The organism is Bradyrhizobium sp. JYMT SZCCT0180, from assembly GCF_018130165.1.
Lineage (GTDB): Bacteria > Pseudomonadota > Alphaproteobacteria > Rhizobiales > Xanthobacteraceae > Bradyrhizobium.
On record NZ_JAFCLZ010000007.1, the window covers coordinates 234,433 to 253,295 of the forward strand.

At 62.4% G+C, this 18,863-nt stretch carries 21 protein-coding genes and 1 pseudogene; 12 read left to right on the plus strand and 10 right to left on the minus strand.

Features of this window, described 5'->3' with window-relative positions; translation table 11 throughout:
- Positions 1-167: 167 nt before the first annotated feature.
- A complete protein-coding gene (locus tag JQ641_RS12855) occupies positions 168-719 on the minus strand; it encodes a cytochrome b (protein ID WP_211996327.1) in 552 nt (183 codons plus the stop codon).
- Between the two features lie 184 nt (positions 720-903).
- On the opposite strand from JQ641_RS12855, the gene murI reads away from it, so the two are divergent.
- Positions 904-1,692: a glutamate racemase gene (murI, locus tag JQ641_RS12860; RefSeq protein WP_211996328.1), complete on the plus strand. Its 789-nt coding sequence runs from the start codon at positions 904-906 to the stop codon at positions 1,690-1,692.
- Positions 1,693-1,784: 92 nt separating this feature from the next.
- Here murI and JQ641_RS12865 read toward each other — a convergent pair whose 3' ends face one another.
- On the minus strand, positions 1,785-2,435 hold the full coding sequence (locus JQ641_RS12865; RefSeq protein WP_211996329.1) for a glutathione S-transferase family protein: 651 nt from the start codon (positions 2,433-2,435) through the stop codon (positions 1,785-1,787).
- Positions 2,436-2,582: 147 nt separating this feature from the next.
- On the opposite strand from JQ641_RS12865, the gene JQ641_RS12870 reads away from it, so the two are divergent.
- Positions 2,583-3,182, plus strand: coding sequence for a GrpB family protein (locus tag JQ641_RS12870; RefSeq protein WP_349628547.1), 600 nt, complete (start codon positions 2,583-2,585; stop codon positions 3,180-3,182).
- Between the two features lie 184 nt (positions 3,183-3,366).
- Complete coding sequence (locus JQ641_RS38675) at positions 3,367-3,720, plus strand: hypothetical protein (protein WP_211996425.1); 354 nt, start codon at positions 3,367-3,369, stop codon at positions 3,718-3,720.
- Here the strand turns inward: JQ641_RS38675 and JQ641_RS38680 are convergent.
- A pseudogene (locus tag JQ641_RS38680) lies at positions 3,710-4,211 on the minus strand (adenylate/guanylate cyclase domain-containing protein); the annotation flags it as partial. The gene JQ641_RS38675 and the pseudogene JQ641_RS38680 sit on opposite strands and share 11 nt — an antisense overlap.
- Before the next feature lie 974 nt (positions 4,212-5,185).
- Between JQ641_RS38680 and JQ641_RS12885 the strand changes: the two are divergent.
- From JQ641_RS12885 to JQ641_RS12905, 5 genes are all read left to right on the plus strand, one after another.
- Complete coding sequence (locus tag JQ641_RS12885; protein ID WP_192734152.1) at positions 5,186-5,572, plus strand: cupin domain-containing protein; 387 nt, start codon at positions 5,186-5,188, stop codon at positions 5,570-5,572.
- Between the two features lie 227 nt (positions 5,573-5,799).
- The gene (locus JQ641_RS12890; RefSeq protein WP_211996330.1) at positions 5,800-6,579 is read left to right on the plus strand and encodes an acyltransferase; all 780 of its coding nucleotides are present in this window, start codon (positions 5,800-5,802) and stop codon (positions 6,577-6,579) included.
- Positions 6,580-6,904: 325 nt separating this feature from the next.
- Complete coding sequence (gene rpsD / locus JQ641_RS12895; RefSeq protein ID WP_211996331.1) at positions 6,905-7,522, plus strand: 30S ribosomal protein S4; 618 nt, start codon at positions 6,905-6,907, stop codon at positions 7,520-7,522.
- Positions 7,523-7,594: 72 nt separating this feature from the next.
- Positions 7,595-8,740 (plus strand): alpha-hydroxy acid oxidase, encoded by a 1,146-nt coding sequence (locus tag JQ641_RS12900; protein ID WP_211996332.1) that lies wholly within the window; start codon positions 7,595-7,597, stop codon positions 8,738-8,740.
- A gap of 44 nt (positions 8,741-8,784) precedes the next feature.
- Complete coding sequence (locus JQ641_RS12905) at positions 8,785-9,855, plus strand: threonine aldolase family protein (protein WP_211996333.1); 1,071 nt, start codon at positions 8,785-8,787, stop codon at positions 9,853-9,855.
- Between the two features lie 3 nt (positions 9,856-9,858).
- Here JQ641_RS12905 and JQ641_RS12910 read toward each other — a convergent pair whose 3' ends face one another.
- Genes JQ641_RS12910 through grxD form a run of 4 tightly spaced genes read right to left on the minus strand, consistent with a single transcriptional unit; the run spans position 9,859 to position 13,353 of the window.
- Positions 9,859-11,154, minus strand: a complete 1,296-nt coding sequence (locus tag JQ641_RS12910) for a serine hydrolase domain-containing protein (protein ID WP_211996334.1) — start codon at positions 11,152-11,154, stop codon at positions 9,859-9,861.
- Positions 11,135-12,418 (minus strand): serine hydrolase domain-containing protein, encoded by a 1,284-nt coding sequence (locus tag JQ641_RS12915; RefSeq protein ID WP_211996335.1) that lies wholly within the window; start codon positions 12,416-12,418, stop codon positions 11,135-11,137. Before JQ641_RS12915 ends, JQ641_RS12910 begins: the two co-directional genes overlap by 20 nt.
- 48 nt (positions 12,419-12,466) lie before the next feature.
- Entirely contained in the window at positions 12,467-13,018 is a 552-nt protein-coding gene (locus JQ641_RS12920) for an O-acetyl-ADP-ribose deacetylase (protein ID WP_211996415.1), read from the minus strand.
- Positions 13,015-13,353: a Grx4 family monothiol glutaredoxin gene (grxD, locus tag JQ641_RS12925; protein WP_211996336.1), complete on the minus strand. Its 339-nt coding sequence runs from the start codon at positions 13,351-13,353 to the stop codon at positions 13,015-13,017. The genes JQ641_RS12920 and grxD overlap by 4 nt, the downstream gene beginning before the upstream one ends.
- 306 nt (positions 13,354-13,659) lie before the next feature.
- Between grxD and egtB the strand changes: the two genes are divergently transcribed.
- Together egtB and egtD are read left to right on the plus strand one after the other, a co-directional pair.
- On the plus strand, positions 13,660-14,910 hold the full coding sequence (gene egtB, locus JQ641_RS12930) for an ergothioneine biosynthesis protein EgtB (RefSeq protein ID WP_211996337.1): 1,251 nt from the start codon (positions 13,660-13,662) through the stop codon (positions 14,908-14,910).
- Positions 14,911-15,013: 103 nt separating this feature from the next.
- Complete coding sequence (egtD, locus tag JQ641_RS12935) at positions 15,014-15,985, plus strand: L-histidine N(alpha)-methyltransferase (protein WP_211996338.1); 972 nt, start codon at positions 15,014-15,016, stop codon at positions 15,983-15,985.
- A 4-nt stretch (positions 15,986-15,989) separates the two neighbouring features.
- Here egtD and JQ641_RS12940 read toward each other — a convergent pair whose 3' ends face one another.
- Positions 15,990-16,289, minus strand: a complete 300-nt coding sequence (locus JQ641_RS12940) for a hypothetical protein (protein ID WP_211996339.1) — start codon at positions 16,287-16,289, stop codon at positions 15,990-15,992.
- Positions 16,290-16,570: 281 nt separating this feature from the next.
- Between JQ641_RS12940 and JQ641_RS12945 the strand changes: the two genes are divergently transcribed.
- On the plus strand, positions 16,571-16,768 hold the full coding sequence (locus JQ641_RS12945) for a hypothetical protein (RefSeq protein ID WP_192734162.1): 198 nt from the start codon (positions 16,571-16,573) through the stop codon (positions 16,766-16,768).
- A gap of 53 nt (positions 16,769-16,821) precedes the next feature.
- On the opposite strand, the gene JQ641_RS12950 is transcribed toward JQ641_RS12945, so the two are convergent.
- Together JQ641_RS12950 and JQ641_RS12955 are read right to left on the minus strand one after the other, a co-directional pair.
- Positions 16,822-18,000 (minus strand): low temperature requirement protein A, encoded by a 1,179-nt coding sequence (locus tag JQ641_RS12950; protein WP_211996416.1) that lies wholly within the window; start codon positions 17,998-18,000, stop codon positions 16,822-16,824.
- Positions 18,001-18,021: 21 nt separating this feature from the next.
- Positions 18,022-18,258, minus strand: coding sequence for a BolA family protein (locus JQ641_RS12955; RefSeq protein WP_074274988.1), 237 nt, complete (start codon positions 18,256-18,258; stop codon positions 18,022-18,024).
- A 184-nt stretch (positions 18,259-18,442) separates the two neighbouring features.
- On the opposite strand from JQ641_RS12955, the gene JQ641_RS12960 reads away from it, so the two are divergent.
- Positions 18,443-18,802 (plus strand): DUF427 domain-containing protein, encoded by a 360-nt coding sequence (locus JQ641_RS12960; protein WP_211996340.1) that lies wholly within the window; start codon positions 18,443-18,445, stop codon positions 18,800-18,802.
- Positions 18,803-18,863: the final 61 nt, after the last annotated feature.

An 18,863-nucleotide genomic window follows, 5' to 3' on the forward strand; every position in this document is an offset into this window, starting at 1 on the left:
CGTTTGGGGAGAGCTGACGAAAGCTAGCCTGAGCATTTGAACTCGTCATGGCCGGGCTTGTCCCGGCCATCCACGTCTTTCGTGCTAAGCTGAAGCGAAGACGTGGATGCCCGGCACAAGGCCGGGGCATGACGAGCCAGGTATCGCAACCCTCAACCTCGCGCCCATCACCCCGCCTCACCGTCGATCATGCGCGCGGCAACGCGATCGCGCCTGACAAAATGATGCCACAGCGCGGCCGCGACATGGATCACGATCAGCGCCAGCAGCACATAGGCGAAGAAAATGTGGCGGTCTTCCCAGGCCTGCGCGGCGGCGCGGCCGGGCGCGGTAAACTGCGGGACATGAAACAGCCCGAACCAGTCCGAATAGTTCTGCGCACGCGCGCCGGAATGCGCCCAGCCCAGCATGGCGACCAGGATGGTGACGGCATAGAGCGCGCCATGGCTGACGCGCGCCAAAATCCGTTCCCAGCGCGCTGAGGCATCGGGCAAGGCCGGCGTCGGATTGAGGCTGCGCCAGATCAGTCGCAGCACCATCAAGAGCAGCACCGCATAGCCGATATCGGCGTGGATTGAGCGATAGAAGAAACGGTCGGGCCGCGCCGGAAAATGGTTCATCCACCAGCCAAAGGCAATCATGCCGAGGATGGCGATGCCGAGCAGCCAGTGGAACCCGCGGGCAACACTGCCCCAACTCGCTTGTGTATTCCGGATCATTTCCCGCGCAGCCTCTTAACTCGGGGGTCGACGATTTCGCTCGTAACGGCAATGGCTTATCCTGATAGCTAGCGGCGATAATCAACGCGACCTGAATCATTGCAAATCACCGATTTGTGCAAATTGCGGCCCCCGAAACGCCAAAACAACTGAACGGTAACCGCGGATCGGCTAAAGTCGCAGCGTGGCAGCTCCTCCAACGATTCTCGTCTTCGATTCCGGCCTTGGCGGCCTCACTGTCTTGCGCGAGATCGTGGGCGCGCGGCCCGACGCCCATTATGTCTACGTCGCCGACGACGCGTTCTTCCCCTATGGCCACCATACCGAAGAGCAGATCATCGCCCGCGTGGTGCCGCTGGTCGGCGAACTGATCGCGGCCCACGCCCCCGATCTGGTGGTGATCGCCTGCAATACCGCCTCCACGCTGGTCATGTCGCATCTGCGCAGCGCCTATTCGGTGCCGTTCGTCGGCACCGTGCCCGCGATCAAGCCGGCCTGCGCCAGTTCAAGAACAAAACGCGTGTCGGTGCTCGGCACCAAGGGCACCGTCAAGCGGGAGTACACAAGGAAGCTGATCGACGATTTCGCGCAGGGCTGCGAGGTGACGCTGGTGGGTTCGGGTGAACTGGCCTCGCTGGCCGAACGCGCGCTCAACGGCTTTTACGTCAGCGACAGGGACATCTCGGCCGAACTCGCACCCTGCTTCGTCGATCACGGTAACGCCCGCACCGACACCGTCGTGCTGGCCTGCACCCACTATCCGCTGTTGCTGGACCGCCTCGTAAAACTCGCGCCATGGCCGGTTGATTGGATCGACCCCGCGCCCGCCATCGCGCGGCGCGTATCAGATTTGCTCGGCGGACCGGGGAGCGAATCCGACACCGCCGGCGCCGAGATGGTGTTTACCTCGAAGCGGCCGCACACGCTGAGCCAGGCCTTGATGCCGTTTTTCGGCGGCCGGGTGCCGGCTTAGCGGATTAGCCTGTAGGATGGGTAGAGCGAAGCGAAACCCATCATCGTCCATCCATGTCGAAAAGTGATGGATATCGCTGCGCTCCACCCATCCTACGCCTGCGATACCGCCGTAAAAACCGCCAATTGAGCATCGAAGGCGCGCCCGAACGCCGGCCGCGCTTCGCCGCGGGCGACATAGGCGGAGAGGTTCGCATACTCGTTCAATATTCCAGATGCATTCAACCGGCGCAGCACGGTTACCATCAGAAGGTCACCGGCGCTGAACGCACCATCGAGCCAGTCGGCATTGCCGAGGCGAAGGGAAAGTTCACCCAGCCGGTTACGGACGCGTTCCTCGAGGAGAGGCATGCGTTGCGCGGACCAGGGCTTGTCGCTCTCAAAAAGCCTGGCGGTTCCGAATTCAACGATCGGCGGCTCCACCGTGCTGAGCGCGGCGAACATCCATGTGATCGCGCGCGCCCGGGCATTCGCATCATCAGGCAGCAGTCCGGCATGGCGCTGCGCGATATGGAACACGATTGCCCCCGACTCGAACAAAGCCAGATCGCCTTCTTCATAGGTCGGAATCTGCCCGAAAGGGTGAAGCGCACGATGCGCGGATTGCTTCATCTCGCTGAACGAAACAAGACGAACGTCGTAAGGCTTGCCCACTTCTTCGAGTGCCCAACGAACACGCATGTCACGTGCCTGTCCCTTGCCGCGGTCAGGCGAACTTTCAAAGGCCGTGATGGTGGGGATCATTGGAGGGCTCCGGATAATTGCGTGACGCCGTCGGGACAGAGGAATTGCGTCCGCAGGACGAACGACCGGCGCCACTCCCGACAACTCACCAATTTTTTTGGCTAGGACCGTAGATGGGGTACATGTGAAGAGAACTGCCGGATTGCAGTGACGATCGCTCAATCCATCCTTGTACACGCTGCTGCGGCGGATTGCATTTTGAAGGGAATATCGATGCCTCCTCCGCTTAAGGTCGAGTTGAAACCTCATGATCTTCAGTGGGCCAGCAAAGCTGAAGATGAAGGTCAGGCGCTTGCAGCCAGGATAGGGGCATGCCTGCTGAACGTTCATCATATCGGCTCAACCGCCATCCCCGACATTCATGCTAAACCCATCCTCGACCTCATGCCGGTTGTGACAAACCTGGCGGAGTTGGACGACCGCAAGCCTCACATTGAGACGCTGGGTTATGAATGGTGGGGAGAGTTTGGCCTTCCCGGCCGGCGCTACTGTACGAAATCCGATCCTGATACGGGACGCAGGCTCGTGCAGCTTCATTGTTTCGCTCAAGGTTCGCCAGAGATCACACGGCACCTTGCATTCCGGGAGTATCTACGAGGGCACCCTGAGGTCGCGCGCGCATATGATCGCGAGAAGATCCGATGCCAGGCACGGCATCCTGACGACTCCCACGCTTACGGCGACTGCAAAGGCCGATGGATCGAAACGGTCGAAGCCGAAGCGCTCAAATGGTTTCCCGGCAAGTAGCCGTATAGGAGAAGCGCCACGACCTCATTCGCGACCTTGCATGCATGCCGTCATGAAGGCGCGCTGCCCGTTCATCATGTCATGACCGGTGCCCTTCCAGCCACGTTGAGCCGCAATCGCGCTGCAGGCTTCAAACGAACGCTTCGGTGCATCAGTTTCGCTGGTGGAAGAGCTGGTGCGACGGATGATGACTGGGGCGGGCGCGGCCGATTTCGGAGGTGATGACGAGGCCGGAGGCGATGGCAATGTCGCAGGTGATGACGAAGCCGGAGGTAATGGCGATGTCGGAGGCGGTGACGAGGCTGGGGGTGCCATCGCCGGCACCGGCGGCATTGCCGCGACAGCGGTTGGGCCAGATGAAGCCTTGCCGTCAGGCCTCTGGTTTACAAGAACGAACGCGAGAGCCGCAGTGCATAGCATGCAGGCGCTGATGATTGCGACCGCAAGCAACTTCCTGGCCGATCTTGCGCCTGCCGGAACGGCAGCCGCCTGTGACGCTTCAGAGGATCGGCTGTCGTCCCACGTCACCACGATGTAGGCATGAACCGGCTGTGGAATATTCTTCACCTGCCGCGCGCCGATGTCGATAAATCGCGCGGACAATTTGCCGGCCACCTGCTCCTGCACCGCGCGCGAAATGCAGATGCCGCCAATTTCGGCCAGGCCTTCCAGGCGCGCCGCGATATTGACGCCATCGCCGAGCAGATCGCCGTCGCGCTCGACCACGTCGCCGATACCAATCCCGATGCGATAGCTCAGCTGCCGGCTGCCGGGATAAGCAAGGTTTCGCGTGCGCAGGCTTTCCTGGATGTCGATGGCGCAGCGCACCGCTTCGACCGCGCTGGGGAATTCTGCAAGAACTGCGTCGCCCGCGGTATTGAAAATCCGGCCGCCCGCTACCGCAATGAAGTCGTCAGTGGTGGTCCGACAGGACGCCATTCGCCGCAGCGTCTGTTCTTCGTCCTCAGCGACCAACCTGCCGTAGTCGGCGATGTGGGCCACCAGAATTGCGGCGATCTTGCGCCTCATGAAGATGGTATCCTGCAGTAATCGGTCGCCGGAGAATGCTCCCAGGCCAGGACAACCAGGGCGATCGACATCCGGGAGCCTATCTGCCGCCCATCCCGGCTGCAATAACTAAACGCCCCGGTAGAGCGCGCGCGCCGGCCTTGCGCGGAGCCGCGGGGTTCCAGCCCTGCCGAATTTGCTGCGTCGCTCCCCACGCAAGCGCAATCTTGCAACCCGCATGTGACAAATCAACCCGACGGGCAAACCACTTCCGTTTTACAGAATTCATGTCAAGCCCCAAAACAAAAAATATTTCTGTTTACCAGAATGAAAATCAGGTGCATATCTATCACCATCCCGTCCCACTCAGAGGGCGTCGGCCGTCGTCACGGACGTTGGGCGGGTTGCGGTGGACGCGGGTTCACGTCTGACGACGGCGTGTATTTAGCGTACGGCAAAACCGTGTGGTCCTGGCGCCCGTTGCAGGCGTCAAGCTGTCGGAGAAGCGTAAGCGGAAACGACAGTGACGGAGTCAACCAAGAACTCGTCTCCGGGGAGATCACGGCATAAGCCGTAAAGCCATTGCGCAGGGAAGGCCGGGTGTTCTCCGCTGCCCTGTATGCTCGTGTGCAGCCTACTTAGTGCAAACCGCACACGGGACCGCGGGTGCAGCGCGCACCCGGTCTTCCCTGCGCCCTCTGTTTAAAGAGGGCGGGAAGTTTCTGGCAAAGCTCGGGCGCATCGCGTCGCGAGAACGCGAACACACATTCAGTTGTCGTCACCCGCGAAAGCGGGTGACCCAGTATTCCAGAGACGCCGATGATTGAACCGAAAGGCCGCGGCGTACTGGATCACCCGACCGGAGCCTGTCATCGGGCGGCCATTCGGCCGACCCGGTGGCGGGTGACGACAGCATGGTGCGGAGCCGCACTGACGCGGAGAGAGCAGCTCCACGCATCGTGTGCTAGTCTTTACCCACAGGGAGAACAAACATCATGATCAGGAAAATTCTGCTCGGACTGACCGTCATTGCGTTCGCCGGCGCCGGGGTCGCGATTGCTCAGCAAAGCGGCATCAAGCGCACACCGCTGCAAAAACTCGACTTCCCGCCCGGCTACAACACCGTCACCGCGATTGCGGAAGTGCCTGCCGGCGGCGCGGCCGGCCGCCATACCCATCCCGGTGCCGAGACGGGCTATGTGCTCGAAGGCGAGCTTGAACTCATCATCGACGGCAAGCCGCCCGTGAAGATCAAGGCCGGCGAATCCTACCAGATCCCGGAAGGCGCCGTTCACGACGCCAAGGCCGGCGACAAGCCTTTCAAAGTGCTTGGGGTTTACGTCGTCAAGGCGGGCGAACCATTGGCCAAGCCGGCGCCATAAGGCTGGAGCGTTTTCAAGCGAAGCAGCCCTCGGACTTGATCCGTGGGTGGACCCGGTTCGCGTCAAGAAAACGCGTCAAAATAAGGGCCCAGAGCCCCGTTTCGATGCAATCGAAACGGAAAGGCTCTGGCGTCAAACCGGCCGGTTCGTGCTACATCAGGGCACTGGCGGGTCGTTGGGCCCGCCGGTTTTTCTGATTTGTTGATTGCGGGAAGTTGAGCGAAGCCATGCGCGGAACGGTTCGAAAAATAACATTGCCGCGCCGTCTCGTCGTTGACCTCATGCATGCGTCGAAGCGCGTGCCGTTTGTCTCGCTGGCGCGGCCGCTCAATATCCGCGGCCTCTCGGAGGCCCGCGCGCAGGCTGCCGTGCGGCCGGGCTGGGCGGCGATCTTCGTCAAGGCGTTCGCGCTGGTCGCCAAGGAGCAACCGGTACTGCGCACGCTCTACGTCAAATGGCCCCTGCCCGCGTTCTACGAACTGCCGCGCAGCGTTGCGATGGTGGCGATCGCGCGCGTCGAAGACGGCCAGGATTGCGTGCTGCCGCAAAAGGTCACCGCGCCCGATGAAATGTCGCTGGCGGAAGTCGATGCGATGATCCGGCATGCCAAGGAGGCGCCGATCGAACAGGTGCCGGCGTTCCGGAAAATCCTGCGCACGACGCGGCTGCCGCTGCCGCTGCGCCGGCTGTTCTGGGCGATCGGGCTCAATTTCGGCCGCCAGCGCGCCAATTATTTCGGCAGTTTCGGGGTCACGTCGGTGGCCGCCTATGGCGCCGGCCAGCTCCACGCCCTGAGCCCGGGCCCCTTCGTCCTGAGCTACGGGGTCGAGAAACCGGACCAGACGATCGACATCGTGCTGCGCTGGGACCACCGGATTACCGATGCCGCCCTGATCGCGAAGGTGCTGAATCGGCTGGAACAGGTGCTGAACACCGAAATATCAGGCGAATTGCGCTCGAATCGGCAACAAACCGAGCCAAAAGCGGTCCGGGCGGTCGCGACTTGACGGCCGCGCGCGGCCGTCATCCCGGGGCGCGAAGCGAACCTCAGGGGTGCAATTGCACCTCGGGGGATCTCGAGATTCTCAGGTGCGCAATCGCGCACCATAGTTCAATGCTGCGCATTGCCCCGGAATGACGTGCCCAAATCGTTGACAGAACGGCACTTCCCCCCTAATACCCCGCTTGCTCGCGGGCCGTTTTCGGCCCGCGTTGCGTTTCGCGACCCGTGGTCCTCCCCGAGCTTTCGAGGCGGACCTGTCGGCACCGGGAAGTTCCCGGCGCACAGGAGGGCGCGTCTCCTCAAAACTCAAACTTATCCAAGAGGACGCGATGACTAAGCGCAGTGAGGCGAAATACAAGATCGATCGCCGTATGGGCCAGAATATCTGGGGCCGCCCCAAGAGCCCCGTGAACCGCCGTGAATATGGCCCCGGCCAGCACGGCCAGCGCCGCAAGGGCAAGCTGTCCGACTTCGGCGTGCAGCTCCGCGCCAAGCAGAAGCTCAAGGGCTATTACGCCAACATTTCCGAGCGCCAGTTCCACGGCATCTATGTCGAAGCCGGCCGGATGAAGGGCGACACCGGTGAAAACCTGATCGGCCTCCTCGAGCGCCGCCTCGACACCGTGGTGTATCGCGCCAAGTTCGTCGCCACGATGTTTGCCGCGCGCCAGTTCATCAACCACGGCCACATCAAGGTGAACGGCCGCCGCGTCAACATCTCGAGCTACAAGGTCAAGCCCGGCGACGTCGTCGAGATCAAGGAATCCTCCAAGCAGCTCACCCCGGTGCTGGAAGCCAGCCAGCTCGGCGAGCGCGACGTGCCCGACTTCATCGAGGCCGATCACTCCAAGATGACCGCGAAGTTCACCCGCATCCCGGCGCTGTCGGACGTGCCGTTCGCGGTGCAGATGGAGCCACATCTGATCGTCGAATTCTATTCGCGCTGATCGGCGCGGATTTTCGAGCTACAAAGGCCCCGGAAACACCGGGGCCTTTTTGCTGCCCCGCGGGGAAACGCCATGCGCCTGAGCGACTGCCACAACTTCCATGATTTCCGCAAGCTGGCGCAACGGCGCCTGCCCGGCCCGATCTTCAATTACATCGACGGCGCCGCCGACGACGAGGCGACGCTGCGCCGGAACACGTCAAGCTTCGAGCGTTGCGATCTGGTGCCCAACGTCCTGCGCGGCGTCGAGGCCATCGACATGTCGGTGACCGTGATGGGCCAGAAGCTGGCGATGCCGGTCTATTGCTCCCCGACCGCGCTGCAACGCCTGTTCCACCACACCGGCGAACGCGCCGTGGCTGCCGCGGCCGCAAAATACGGCACGATGTTCGGCGTCTCCTCGCTCGGCACGGTCAGCCTCGAGGAATTGCGCAAGGCGCACGACACGCCGCAGGTCTATCAGTTCTATTTTCACCGCGACCGCGGTCTCAACCGCGCCATGATGCAGCGGGCGAAGCAAGCCGGCGTCAACGTCATGATGCTGACGGTGGACAGCATCACCGGCGGCAACCGCGAGCGCGATTTGCGTACCGGATTCTCGATTCCCTTCCGCCTGACGCTTGCCGGCATGGCCCAGTTCGCGATCAAGCCGATGTGGGGCATCAACTATCTCACCCATGAGGGCTTCAAACTGCCTCAGCTCGACGAGCACGTCGACATGAGCGGCGGCGCCATGTCGATCGGGCGCTACTTCACCGAAATGCTCGACCCTTCCATGACCTGGGACGACGTCGCCGAAATGGTGAAACTATGGAACGGACAATTCTGCCTGAAGGGCATCATGTCGGTGGCCGATGCCAAACGCGCCGTCGAGATCGGCTGCACCGGCATCATCCTGTCCAACCATGGCGGCCGGCAGCTCGACGGTTCGCGGGCGGCGTTCGATCAGCTGGCTGAAATCGTCGATGCGGTCGGCGACCGGATCGACGTCATCATGGACGGCGGAATCCAGCGTGGCACCCATGTCCTGAAAGCATTGTCGCTGGGGGCCAAAGCGGTTGGCGTCGGCCGCTTCTATCTCTATCCTCTCGCGGCAGCCGGCCAGGCCGGCGTTGAGCGCGCGCTCGGCCTGATGCGGACCGAGATCGAGCGCGACATGAAGCTGATGGGGTGCAGATCGATCGACCAGTTGTCCCGCGAAAATCTGCGCTTCAGATAATTCCTCCCTCTCCTCGCCGTCTTGCAACTACCGAGAGCCAGCCAATGACCTATTACACCCCTCCTCCGCGCGATCCCAACGCAGCGCCGGTCCGTATCAATTTGCTGTCGGATACCCAGACCCGCCCCACGCCGGCGATGCGCGAGGCAATGGCGCGGGCGGAGGTCGGCGACGAACAGATCGGCGACGATCCGACCGTCAACCTGCTCTGCGAACGCGTCGCCGACCTGCTCGGCAAGGAAGCGGCCGTGTTCATGCCGTCGGGTACCATGTGCAACGTCGCGGCGACATTGGCCTGGTGCCGGCCGGGCGACGAAATCCTGGCGCATGCCAGCGCGCACATCATCGCCCGCGAAGGCGGTGCGCATGCCGCCCTCGGCGGCTTCCAGATCACCCCGCTGCCGGGCGACGACGGGCAATTCTCGCCGGAGACGCTTCGTGCCGCGCTTCACCCGCGCTCGCGCTACCAGCCGCCGCAAACCGTCGTCAGCGTCGAACAAACAGCCAATATCGGCGGCGGCACGATCTGGAAGAAGGCAGCCCTCGATGAGGTCGTCGAAATCGCCAAGGCCAACGGGCTCGTCACCCATATGGACGGCGCGCGGCTCTTGAACGCCTGCGTCGCGTCAGACATTTCCGCACGCGACATGGCCGCAGGCTGGGACTCGGCGTGGATCGATTTCTCGAAAGGCCTCGGTGCGCCCGTCGGCGGCGCCATCGCCGGCTCGCGCGATTTCATCGACAATGTCTGGCGCTGGAAGCAGCGGCTCGGCGGCTCGATGCGGCAGGCCGGCGTGTGCGCGGCGGCCTGCGTCTACGCGCTCGACCATCACGTCGACCGCCTCGCCGACGACCACGCCAACGCACGGGCGCTGGCGCGCGGGCTGTCGCAGATCAACGGCGTCGAGGTGCAGCAGCCGGAAACCAACCTGGTGTTCTTCAAGCCTGACGGTGCCGGCATCCCGGGCGACAAGATGATCGAGGCTCTGCGCAAGCGCGGCGTGCTGCTGGCGATGATGGACGGCAGGATCCGTGCCTGCACCCATCTCGATGTGACGGCCGTGATGATCGAGGAGACGGTCGGTTTCGTGCGCGAGATCGTGCGCGGGGCTTGACGCTTACCTTCCCAGCGCCTGATAGATCAGCGTCTTCAATGCAAGTTGAATGCGCCCGCGCTGCGACGGCGTCTGCACCATGAAGATCGCGAACATATCGTCCCTGGGATCGATGAAGAAGAACGTGCCCGCGACGCCGTCCCAGCGGTATTCGCCCAGCGGCCACGACGTATTCGGCGGCACCGACGTGCGCACCGCAAAGCCGAGGCCGAAGCCGCTGGTTTCGCCGGGGTAGTAGGCATAGTCGCGCGCGATTTTCGTTTCCGCGCCGATGTGGTCGGACGTCATCAGCGCGATCGTCTCGGGCCTGAGGTAACGACGGCCTTCGAAAGTGCCGCCATTCAGCAGCATCTGGGCGAAGCGAGCGTAGTCGCCGATGGTGCCCACCATGCCGCCGCCGCCGGACTCCATCCTCCTCGGCTCCATCGGATCTCGGACGTTGGTGACCGGGCTGATCGCGCGGTCGGTCGGCATCGGCTCGGCAATGCGCGGCCGCATCGCGGGATCGGTGACGATGAAGGCCGTCTCGTTCATCCCGAGCGGACCGAGCAACCGTTCCCGCTCAAATTCAAGCAGGGATTTCCCCGACGCCACCTCGATCACGCGACCGAGTACGTCGGTGGAAAGGCCGTAGTCCCATCGCGTACCGGGCTGCTCGACCAACGGCAGCTTTGCGACTTGCTCGGCAAATTCGGCATTGGTCAGGTTGCGTCGCATGAGACCGGCCTCGGCGTAGCGGGCGCGTACGAGACCTCCTCCCATGTAACCGTAAGGCAGGCCGGAGGTATGGCGCAGCAGATCGGTGATCGTAACGGGCCGTTCGAGCGGCTCCTCGACGAGCGTCAACGTGCCGTCGTCAGCGCGCTTCTCGACGCCGACTTTTGTCGCCGCAAAGGCCGGGATGTATTTCGAGACGGGATCGTCGAGCTTTAATTTTCCGTCCTCGACCAGCATCATCGCGGCCACCGAGGTAATCGGCTTCGACATCGAATAGAGGCGGAAGATGGTATCCGCGGTCATCGGCAGTTTGGTCGCGACGTCGCGGACGCCGAAGCTCTCGAAATAGACCGGCTTGCCGTGCTGCTGGATCAGCAGGATCGCACCGGGGATTTTGCCGGTCGCGATCTCGTTGCGGATATAGTCGCCGACCCGCGTCAGGCCTTCGCGCGAAAAGCTTCCCGCGCCCGGCGCAGGCTCGCTGGCACGCACGATATGCGACGAGACGAGGACGACGAATGCGGCCAGCGCCGCGACGAAAACACCGCGGAGCCTCACGCCGTCAATTCTCCATCGCTTCATAAACCAACTGTTTGAGGGTGCGCTGGACGCGCTGCCGTTCGCTGGGGGTCTGTTCCAGCAGCACGAAAAGCATTTCCTGCTTGCGGTCGATCACCATGTAGCAACCCGAGGCGCCGTCCCATTTCAATTCGCCCAGCGATCCCGGCGGCGGCGGCTTGGCGTTGCCCGGATCGGTGCGCACGGCAAGCCCAAGCGCCATGCCGAAGCCGTCACCGGGAAAATAGAAGTAGTCCCGCTCGACGCCGGAGCTCTTGCCGGTCTGGTCCGATGCCATCAATTCAAACGTCTTCGGGCTGAGATAGGTCTTGCCCTCGAACGTCCCGCCGTTGAGCAGCATCTGCGCAAAGCGCGAAAAGTCGGCCATGGTCGAAACCATGCCGCCGCTGGCGGATTCCCATTTCTGGCGAACCTCGGTCCGGTACTGGCGGCCGACACGGAAATCACTGTCGTTCGGCACCGGCTGGGCGAGCCGTTGCAACCTCTCCGGTTCGGTGACGAAGAAGCCGGTGTCGGTCATGCCGAGCGGATCGAGCAGCTTTTCCTTCTCGATCTCGAGCAAGGACTTTCCGGAGACGATCTCCATGACCCGCGCCAGAATGTCGGTGGAATGGCCGTATTGCCAGAGCGCACCCGGCTGGTTGTGCAGCGGCAGCTTGGCGATCCGTTCGGCGAACTCGGCGAGGTCGAATTCGCCAGCATAGATGTTGGCTTCCTTGTAGGCCTTGCGCACCAGACTGTCGCCATAGAAGCCGTAGGTGATGCCGGAGGTGTGGCGCAACAGGTCGAGAATGGTGATGGGCTGGGTCATCGGCACCAGTTCGAGCGTCTTGGTGCCGTCCTCGGCCTTTTTCTCCACGCCGACCTTCATGTTTGCGAACGACGGAATGTATTTCGAGACGGGATCATCGAGCTTGATCTTGCCGTCCTGGATCAGTTGCATCGCCACGACTGACGTGATCGCCTTGGTCAGCGATGACAGGCGGAAGATGGTCTTGTCCGTGATCGGCGCCTTGGAGACCACGTCCTGCACACCGAAGGTCTGATGATAGACCGGCTTGCCGCGCTGCTGGATCAGAACGTTGGCGCCGGCGATCTTGCCGGTTGCGACCTCGTTGGCGAAGAACTCGCTGATCTTGGCGAGTTTTGCTTCATTGAAACGCGCCCCGGCGGGCATGTCGAAGGTGCCTTGAGCGCGGGCGAGCGGTGACGCCCCCAGCATCAGCGCGCCACAAACGAGCGCGCACAGCACTTGACGTGAATTCATTGGACCCCTCCCCGGAATTCGCCCGGGGAGTGTAGCGGTCGCGTGTCATCAGGCACAAGGGCTCCCGAAGGCAGCCAGCGCCGATTCATGCAGGCGGGCGCTATCCTCGGAGAAGCAGCAAAAAATAACGCTGGTCATTTCGGGGGCCGCGGCGAGCGCATCGACCACGGTTGCGACCGCGATCCCGGCCGCGCGATCGGCGGGGAAGCGATAGACCCCGGTTGAAATCGCTGGAAAGGCCACGGAGGCAAGACCATGCTTCCGGCAGAGCTCGATGGAACGGCGATAGCAAGCGGCGAGCAAATCGTCTTCGCCAAGGCTGCCGCCGTTCCAGACCGGTCCAACTGTGTGGATCACATGTTGGGCTTTGAGCCGGTAGCCCCGGGTGATTTTGGCATCGCCGGTCGCACAACCATTCAGCGTGCGACACTCGGCCAACAGTTCAGGTCCGGCCGCCCGATGGATCGCACCATCGACGCCGCGCCCGCCGAGCAGGGACGAATTCGCGGCGTTGACGATGGCGTCAACGCGCAGTGTCGTGATGTCGGCAACGATGACTTCCAGCCGCGCCTTGCCGATCTGGCGCGCTGTCGAACTCAGGCTGAAGCCGCCGTGTTGACGGCGACGCCCTTGTCGGCGAACAGCTGCTGCAATTCACCGGCCTGGAACATCTCGCGGATGATGTCGCAGCCGCCGATGAACTCGCCCTTGACGTAGAGCTGCGGAATGGTCGGCCAGTTGGAGTAAGTCTTGATGCCGTCGCGCAGATCGGCGGATTCCAGAACGTTCAGGCCCTTGTAGCCGACGCCCACGTGATCGAGGATCTGGACCACCTGCCCCGAAAAACCGCACTGCGGAAACTGCGGCGTTCCCTTCATGAACAGCACGACGTCGTTCGACTTCACTTCGTTGTCGATGAATTGCTCGATGCTCATATTCGCTTCCTTTTGGGGCACAGCCCCCTGCGGCTAAGCCTTACTTACGGGCCGGCTCGTCCGATTCAACCCCGATACTGGTCATATATGTAGCCCAAACCGTTGTGCATCCAAAGTAAAATGGCGAGGAGCTGGCATGCGCGGCCTTGCCGCGGCGCCCAAAAGGCCAGGCGGCTCATAGTCTGATGGCATCAATATCATGGCGCCGGGAGGCTTTTTTCCCGGATGGGAACCCCTATCTAGGACGGACTGTCCGTCAGGAACCTGTCTGCCAGAGAAACGTTCTCTCCCGAACCGGAGCCACCAGTGACGAAATCAGTAGCCGCGGCCGCGTTAGCCACCCCCACCCCGTCACTCTTTTCCGACTCCGGCACCCTCGCCCAGCGACTGGTCGACCCCTATCTCGCAGTCCGGGACGAGACCGAACGCCGGGCCGCCCCCCTGTCCCCCGAGGATCAGCTGATCCAGTCGATGCCGGACGCCAGCCCGGCAAAGTGGCACCGCGCTCATACCACCTGGTTTTTCGAGCAATTCCTGCTCGGCGAGCATTGCGAGGGCTATCGGGTTTTTCATCCCGACTACGCCTTCCTGTTCAACTCCTATTATGTCAGTGCCGGCCCCCGCCATGCCCGCCACCAGCGCGGTCACCTCACGCGCCCGAGTGCCGACGAAGTCACCGCCTATCGACGCCATGTCGATGCCGCCGTCGTCAAATTCTTCCAGACCGCGCGGGAGGACGTGCTTGCCGGACTGGTGCCGCTGGTCGAAGTCGGTCTCAACCACGAGCAACAGCATCAGGAATTGATGCTGACCGACATCCTGCACGCCTTCGCCCAGAACCCGATCCCGCCGGCCTATGATGCGGCGTGGCGCTTCCCTGCCCCGACACAAGGCGGTGACGAATGGATCGCCCTCAACGAAGGCATCCACACCGTCGGGCATACCGACGACAGTTTTCACTTCGACAATGAGAAGCCGGCGCACCGCGCGCTGGTCGGCCCGGTGAAACTCGCCCGCAGCCTCGTCACCAACGCCGAGTGGCTCGCCTTCATGAAGGACGGCGGTTACGCGACGGCGACGCTGTGGCTGATGGACGGTTTTGCCGCCGTGAACAACGAGCAATGGCAGGCGCCCGGCCATTGGCGCCTGGTTGGCGGCGAATGGAAGATCATGACGCTCGGCGGATTGCAGCCGATCGATCCGTCCGCGCCGGTCAGCCATGTCAGTTATTACGAGGCGGATGCGTTCGCGCGCTGGAGCGGAAAGCATCTGCCGACCGAGATGGAATGGGAAGTCGCGGCACGTGCCGGTCTGTTGAACGATGCGTTCGGCATCGTCTGGCAGTGGACCCGCAGTTCCTACTCACCCTATCCCGGCTATCGCGCCATCGAAGGCGCGCTCGGCGAATACAACGGCAAGTTCATGGTCAACCAGCTGGTGCTGCGCGGATCGTCGCTTGCAACTCCGGCCGGTCACAGCCGTATCACCTATCGTAACTTCTTCTACCCGCATCACCGCTGGCAATTCACGGGATTGCGCCTTGCAGACTACACCTGACCTTTCTCAAGCATGATCCGGAACGGCGACGACGCCTTTCCGAACCAGATCATGGACAACCTATGATCAAAAGCGCGCCGGGAAGCGCGTTCAGGAGAGTATCATGAATGTGCATGCCCCCGCTTTGGCCCACACGCACGAGTTCGATGAGCAGACTACGGCGTTTGCGGAAGACGTGATCGGCAACCTCGCGCAGCATCCCAAGCGGCTGTCGCCGAAATATTTCTACGACGTCACGGGGTCGGAGCTGTTCGAACAGATCACGGTGCTGCCGGAATACTATCCGACCCGTACCGAACTCGGCATTCTGCGCGACCGCGGCGATGCGATTGCCGCGATCATCGCGAAGGGGGCGGCGCTGGTGGAATTCGGCGCCGGCGCCACCACGAAGGTGCGCCTGCTGCTGGAACGCAGCGACTTCGGCGCCTACGTCCCGGTTGACATATCCGGCGACTTCCTCAAGGCGCAGGCCGATGCCCTGCGCAAGGATTTCCCCGGTCTCAACGTCTATCCGGTGGCCGCGGATTTCACTGCGCCGTTTGCGCTGCCGGCCGAGATCGCCAATATGCCGAAGCTCGGCTTCTTTCCGGGATCGACGCTCGGCAATTTCGAGCCGAATGAAGCCAGCGCCTTCCTGCGCACCGCCCGCGAAATCCTCGGCGATGGCGCGCAGATGATCATCGGCGTCGACCTCGAGAAGGATGAGCGCGTGCTCTATGACGCCTATAATGATTCAGCCGGTGTCACCGCGCGCTTCAATCTCAATGTGCTGGTGCGCATCAACCGCGAGCTCGGCGGCAATTTCGATCTCTCCGCCTTCACCCACCGCTCGATCTACAACCGTGACCGCCATCGCATCGAAATGCATCTGATCAGCCGCAAGGCGCAGAACGTGCGCGTGCTCGGGCACAATTTCTCGTTTCGTCCCGGCGAGAGCATCCACACCGAGAACAGCTACAAATACAGCTTCGAGCGCTTCACCGCGCTGGCGCGTGGTGCGGGCTGGAAGGTGCGGGAGTCCTGGACCGACAAGAACAGGATGTTCTCGGTGCACGCGCTGGCGGCCTTGGACTGAGCCCTCACGTTTTCGCCCCGGACTTGCCGCGCGCCGACCGCGGCTTGCGCGTTGGTATGATCCGTGGCGAAGGCATCATCCAATGATCGGACAATCGCTCGGCGCCGAGCAACCAGCCGTGAATGATCCGCCATTTGTCCTGCCCGCGAGATTGGAAATCCAACAGCGGCGAGGCGTCGTCCTGCAGCTCGTAGAAGAATCGCAGCGAGTCCTTGCCGGTGGGTCCGCCAGGTTCGATCGCCTGCGTCAGTATCCAGTCATCCCACTGCTGGATTATGAGGGCACGTGCTTCGCTTTGTTTCATCGGCGCGCGTTCTCGGCCACGGGCATGCCGTGGGAACTGAGTTGACCGCGCCGGTCAGATTTAACTTGCAAAAAAGGTGTCCGCGCCGCCGCGCTACCTGCACCTTCGTAATCCGTATGAAAGCAAATGCTTAACAAATTTGCAATTTCGGCAATCTACGCCAGCAATTCGCTGCAGCAGCGCTGTCGTTTCCCCTTCGAAATGTCCAAATTTTGACGCCGACTCAGCCAATCCTGCGGATACGACTTGGCTGGGGTGAGTTCGTGCCAGGGGATCCAGTTATGGGGAATGCGTATCCGACGTCCGGGAACCAGAAGCACCGCTTCGGACCCTCATCGGCGCTCGACGATGAAGACGAGGGACCTGATTCCGACGCGAGCGCCGCGCTGGCGTCGCTGATCGAGGAAAATGTCAGGCTTCGTGCCCTTGTGGTCCAGTTATCCGACCTGGTTCTGAAGAACCTCGTCGCCCAGAAGTAGTGCTTGCAGTTCGCGTCGGCGTGCCGGTCACGCGACCGGCCCGTACGCATTGGCTATTCGGGCGTGTCCGACCTGAGCGAGATCGATTCCCAAACCGCGACCACCACCATGATCGCGGTCGTGAGCAACGAGAGCCATAACGGCGATAGGTCGTGCGCGAACCAGGCCAGCCCGCACAGCACGATGATACCGACACCGTGCGAGAGCTGCAGAAAGCCGCGAAAACTGTGCTTGAACAGGATCGTCCCGATCAGGAACAGCAGCGGTCCACCGGTCGCGCTCAGCACCGTCCTGAGATCGGAATGCCCGCCCGGGTGCTTCAGCACGAGTTCGTCGGCCACTGCCGTGACGATAATCCCGGCCACGATCGGCATGTGCAGGTAAGTATAGGCAAGCCGCGCCAGCCGCCCCGGTTCGCTCGATTTTGAAATCTGCTCGGACCCCGCTTCGGCACCCTTGTTGAAGTAGATCCACCACATCGCCAGGGTGCCGACAAAAGCTGACACGAAGGCCGTGACGTTTTCGGTCGTCCAGGTCAGCTCGGCAAAAGTGGCACCCGTCACGATGATGGATTCGCCGAGCGCGATGATGATGAACCCCGCGCAGCGTTCGGCCATGTGGCCGCCCTCGATCACCCAGTCGGCGACCGAAGACGCGCCGTACCGGGGTATCCAGAACCGCACCGCCGGCGACAGATATTCGATGACAAGCGCAATCCCCCACAGCACCAGCCGGGTTTCGCCCTTGGCAAATCCACCCGCGATCCAGAACACGGCCGACACCGCCAGCCACGACGTGATGCGGATCGCATTCATCCGCGCCAGGGGACGCGACGGTGGCGTTGCGACCCACAGGAACACGGTCTTGCCGACCTGCATCGCGGCATAGGCCAACGCGAACCACAGCCCGCGGTCGTCAAACGCTTTCGGGATCGAGGTCGAGAGCACGAGCCCGCCGAGCGTCAGCGCAAACAGCAGCAGCCGAACCGGGGTCTTTTCGGGATTGAGCCAGTTCGTGATCCAGGAGGTGTAGACCCACACCCACCAGACCGCGAGGAAGAGCATCGTCACCTGCAGCGCGCCCAACGGCGTGAAATGGCCGAGCAGGCTGTGCGAGATCTGGGTGACCGCAAAGACGAAGACGAGGTCGAAGAACAGTTCGGCGTAGGTCACCCGGCTGTGCTGGTGCGGCACGATCGGGCGAAACAGCGCGCCGTGTGTATCCGCCGCCATCGGCGTGCCTCGCTGGTTCACCTAGGCTTCCGGTACCCCGGTTTGCAGCGCCAGCGCGTGCAGCACGCCGCCCATCTGTCCCTTGAGCGACTGGTAGACGATCTGGTGTTGCTGGACCCTCGACTTGCCGCGGAAGGACTCTGAAATGACGGTCGCGGCGTAGTGATCGCCGTCACCGGCCAGATCGCGGATCGTCACCTCGGCATCGGGTATGGCTGCCTTGATCATCGATTCGATATCGTGGGCGTCCATCGGCATTCCAGCATGTCTCCGTCAGATGTTGCGAATCACGGCCAGCTCTCGCGACCGTGACGGCCGAACCTAGCGCGTACGCCCTTCTAGGTCATCCCGCCCTGCACTATATCCCGGGTTCAAACCTTTTAAACCATTCAGGTTGAGGCGTCCGGTCACATCCGGCTGACCCAAAAAGAGGCCAAGAACCATGAAACTTCCCGGTCCCGACCATCCGATCACGATTGCGGCCAATCCCAAGCGCGTCCGGGTTTCGGCCGGCGGCGTGGTCATCGCCGACACCACCCAGGCCCTCACTCTCAAGGAAGCGCGCTATCCGGCGGTGCAATATGTGCCGCGCAGCGACGTCAATATGGCGCTGTTGGCCCGCACCGAGCGGACCACGCATTGTCCCTACAAGGGGGACGCGAACTATTTCAGCATCAACACCGACGGCAGCACGCTGCCGAATGCGATCTGGACCTATGAGACGCCGTTCCCGGCGATGGCAGAGATCGCCGGCCATCTGGCGTTCTATCCGGACAAAGTGAAGATCGAGGAAGTCGTCTGAGGGCCTGATCCGCCGGTCAAGGCGCGGACGGCCGAGTCATCTGGAGCGAAAACGCGTTTCG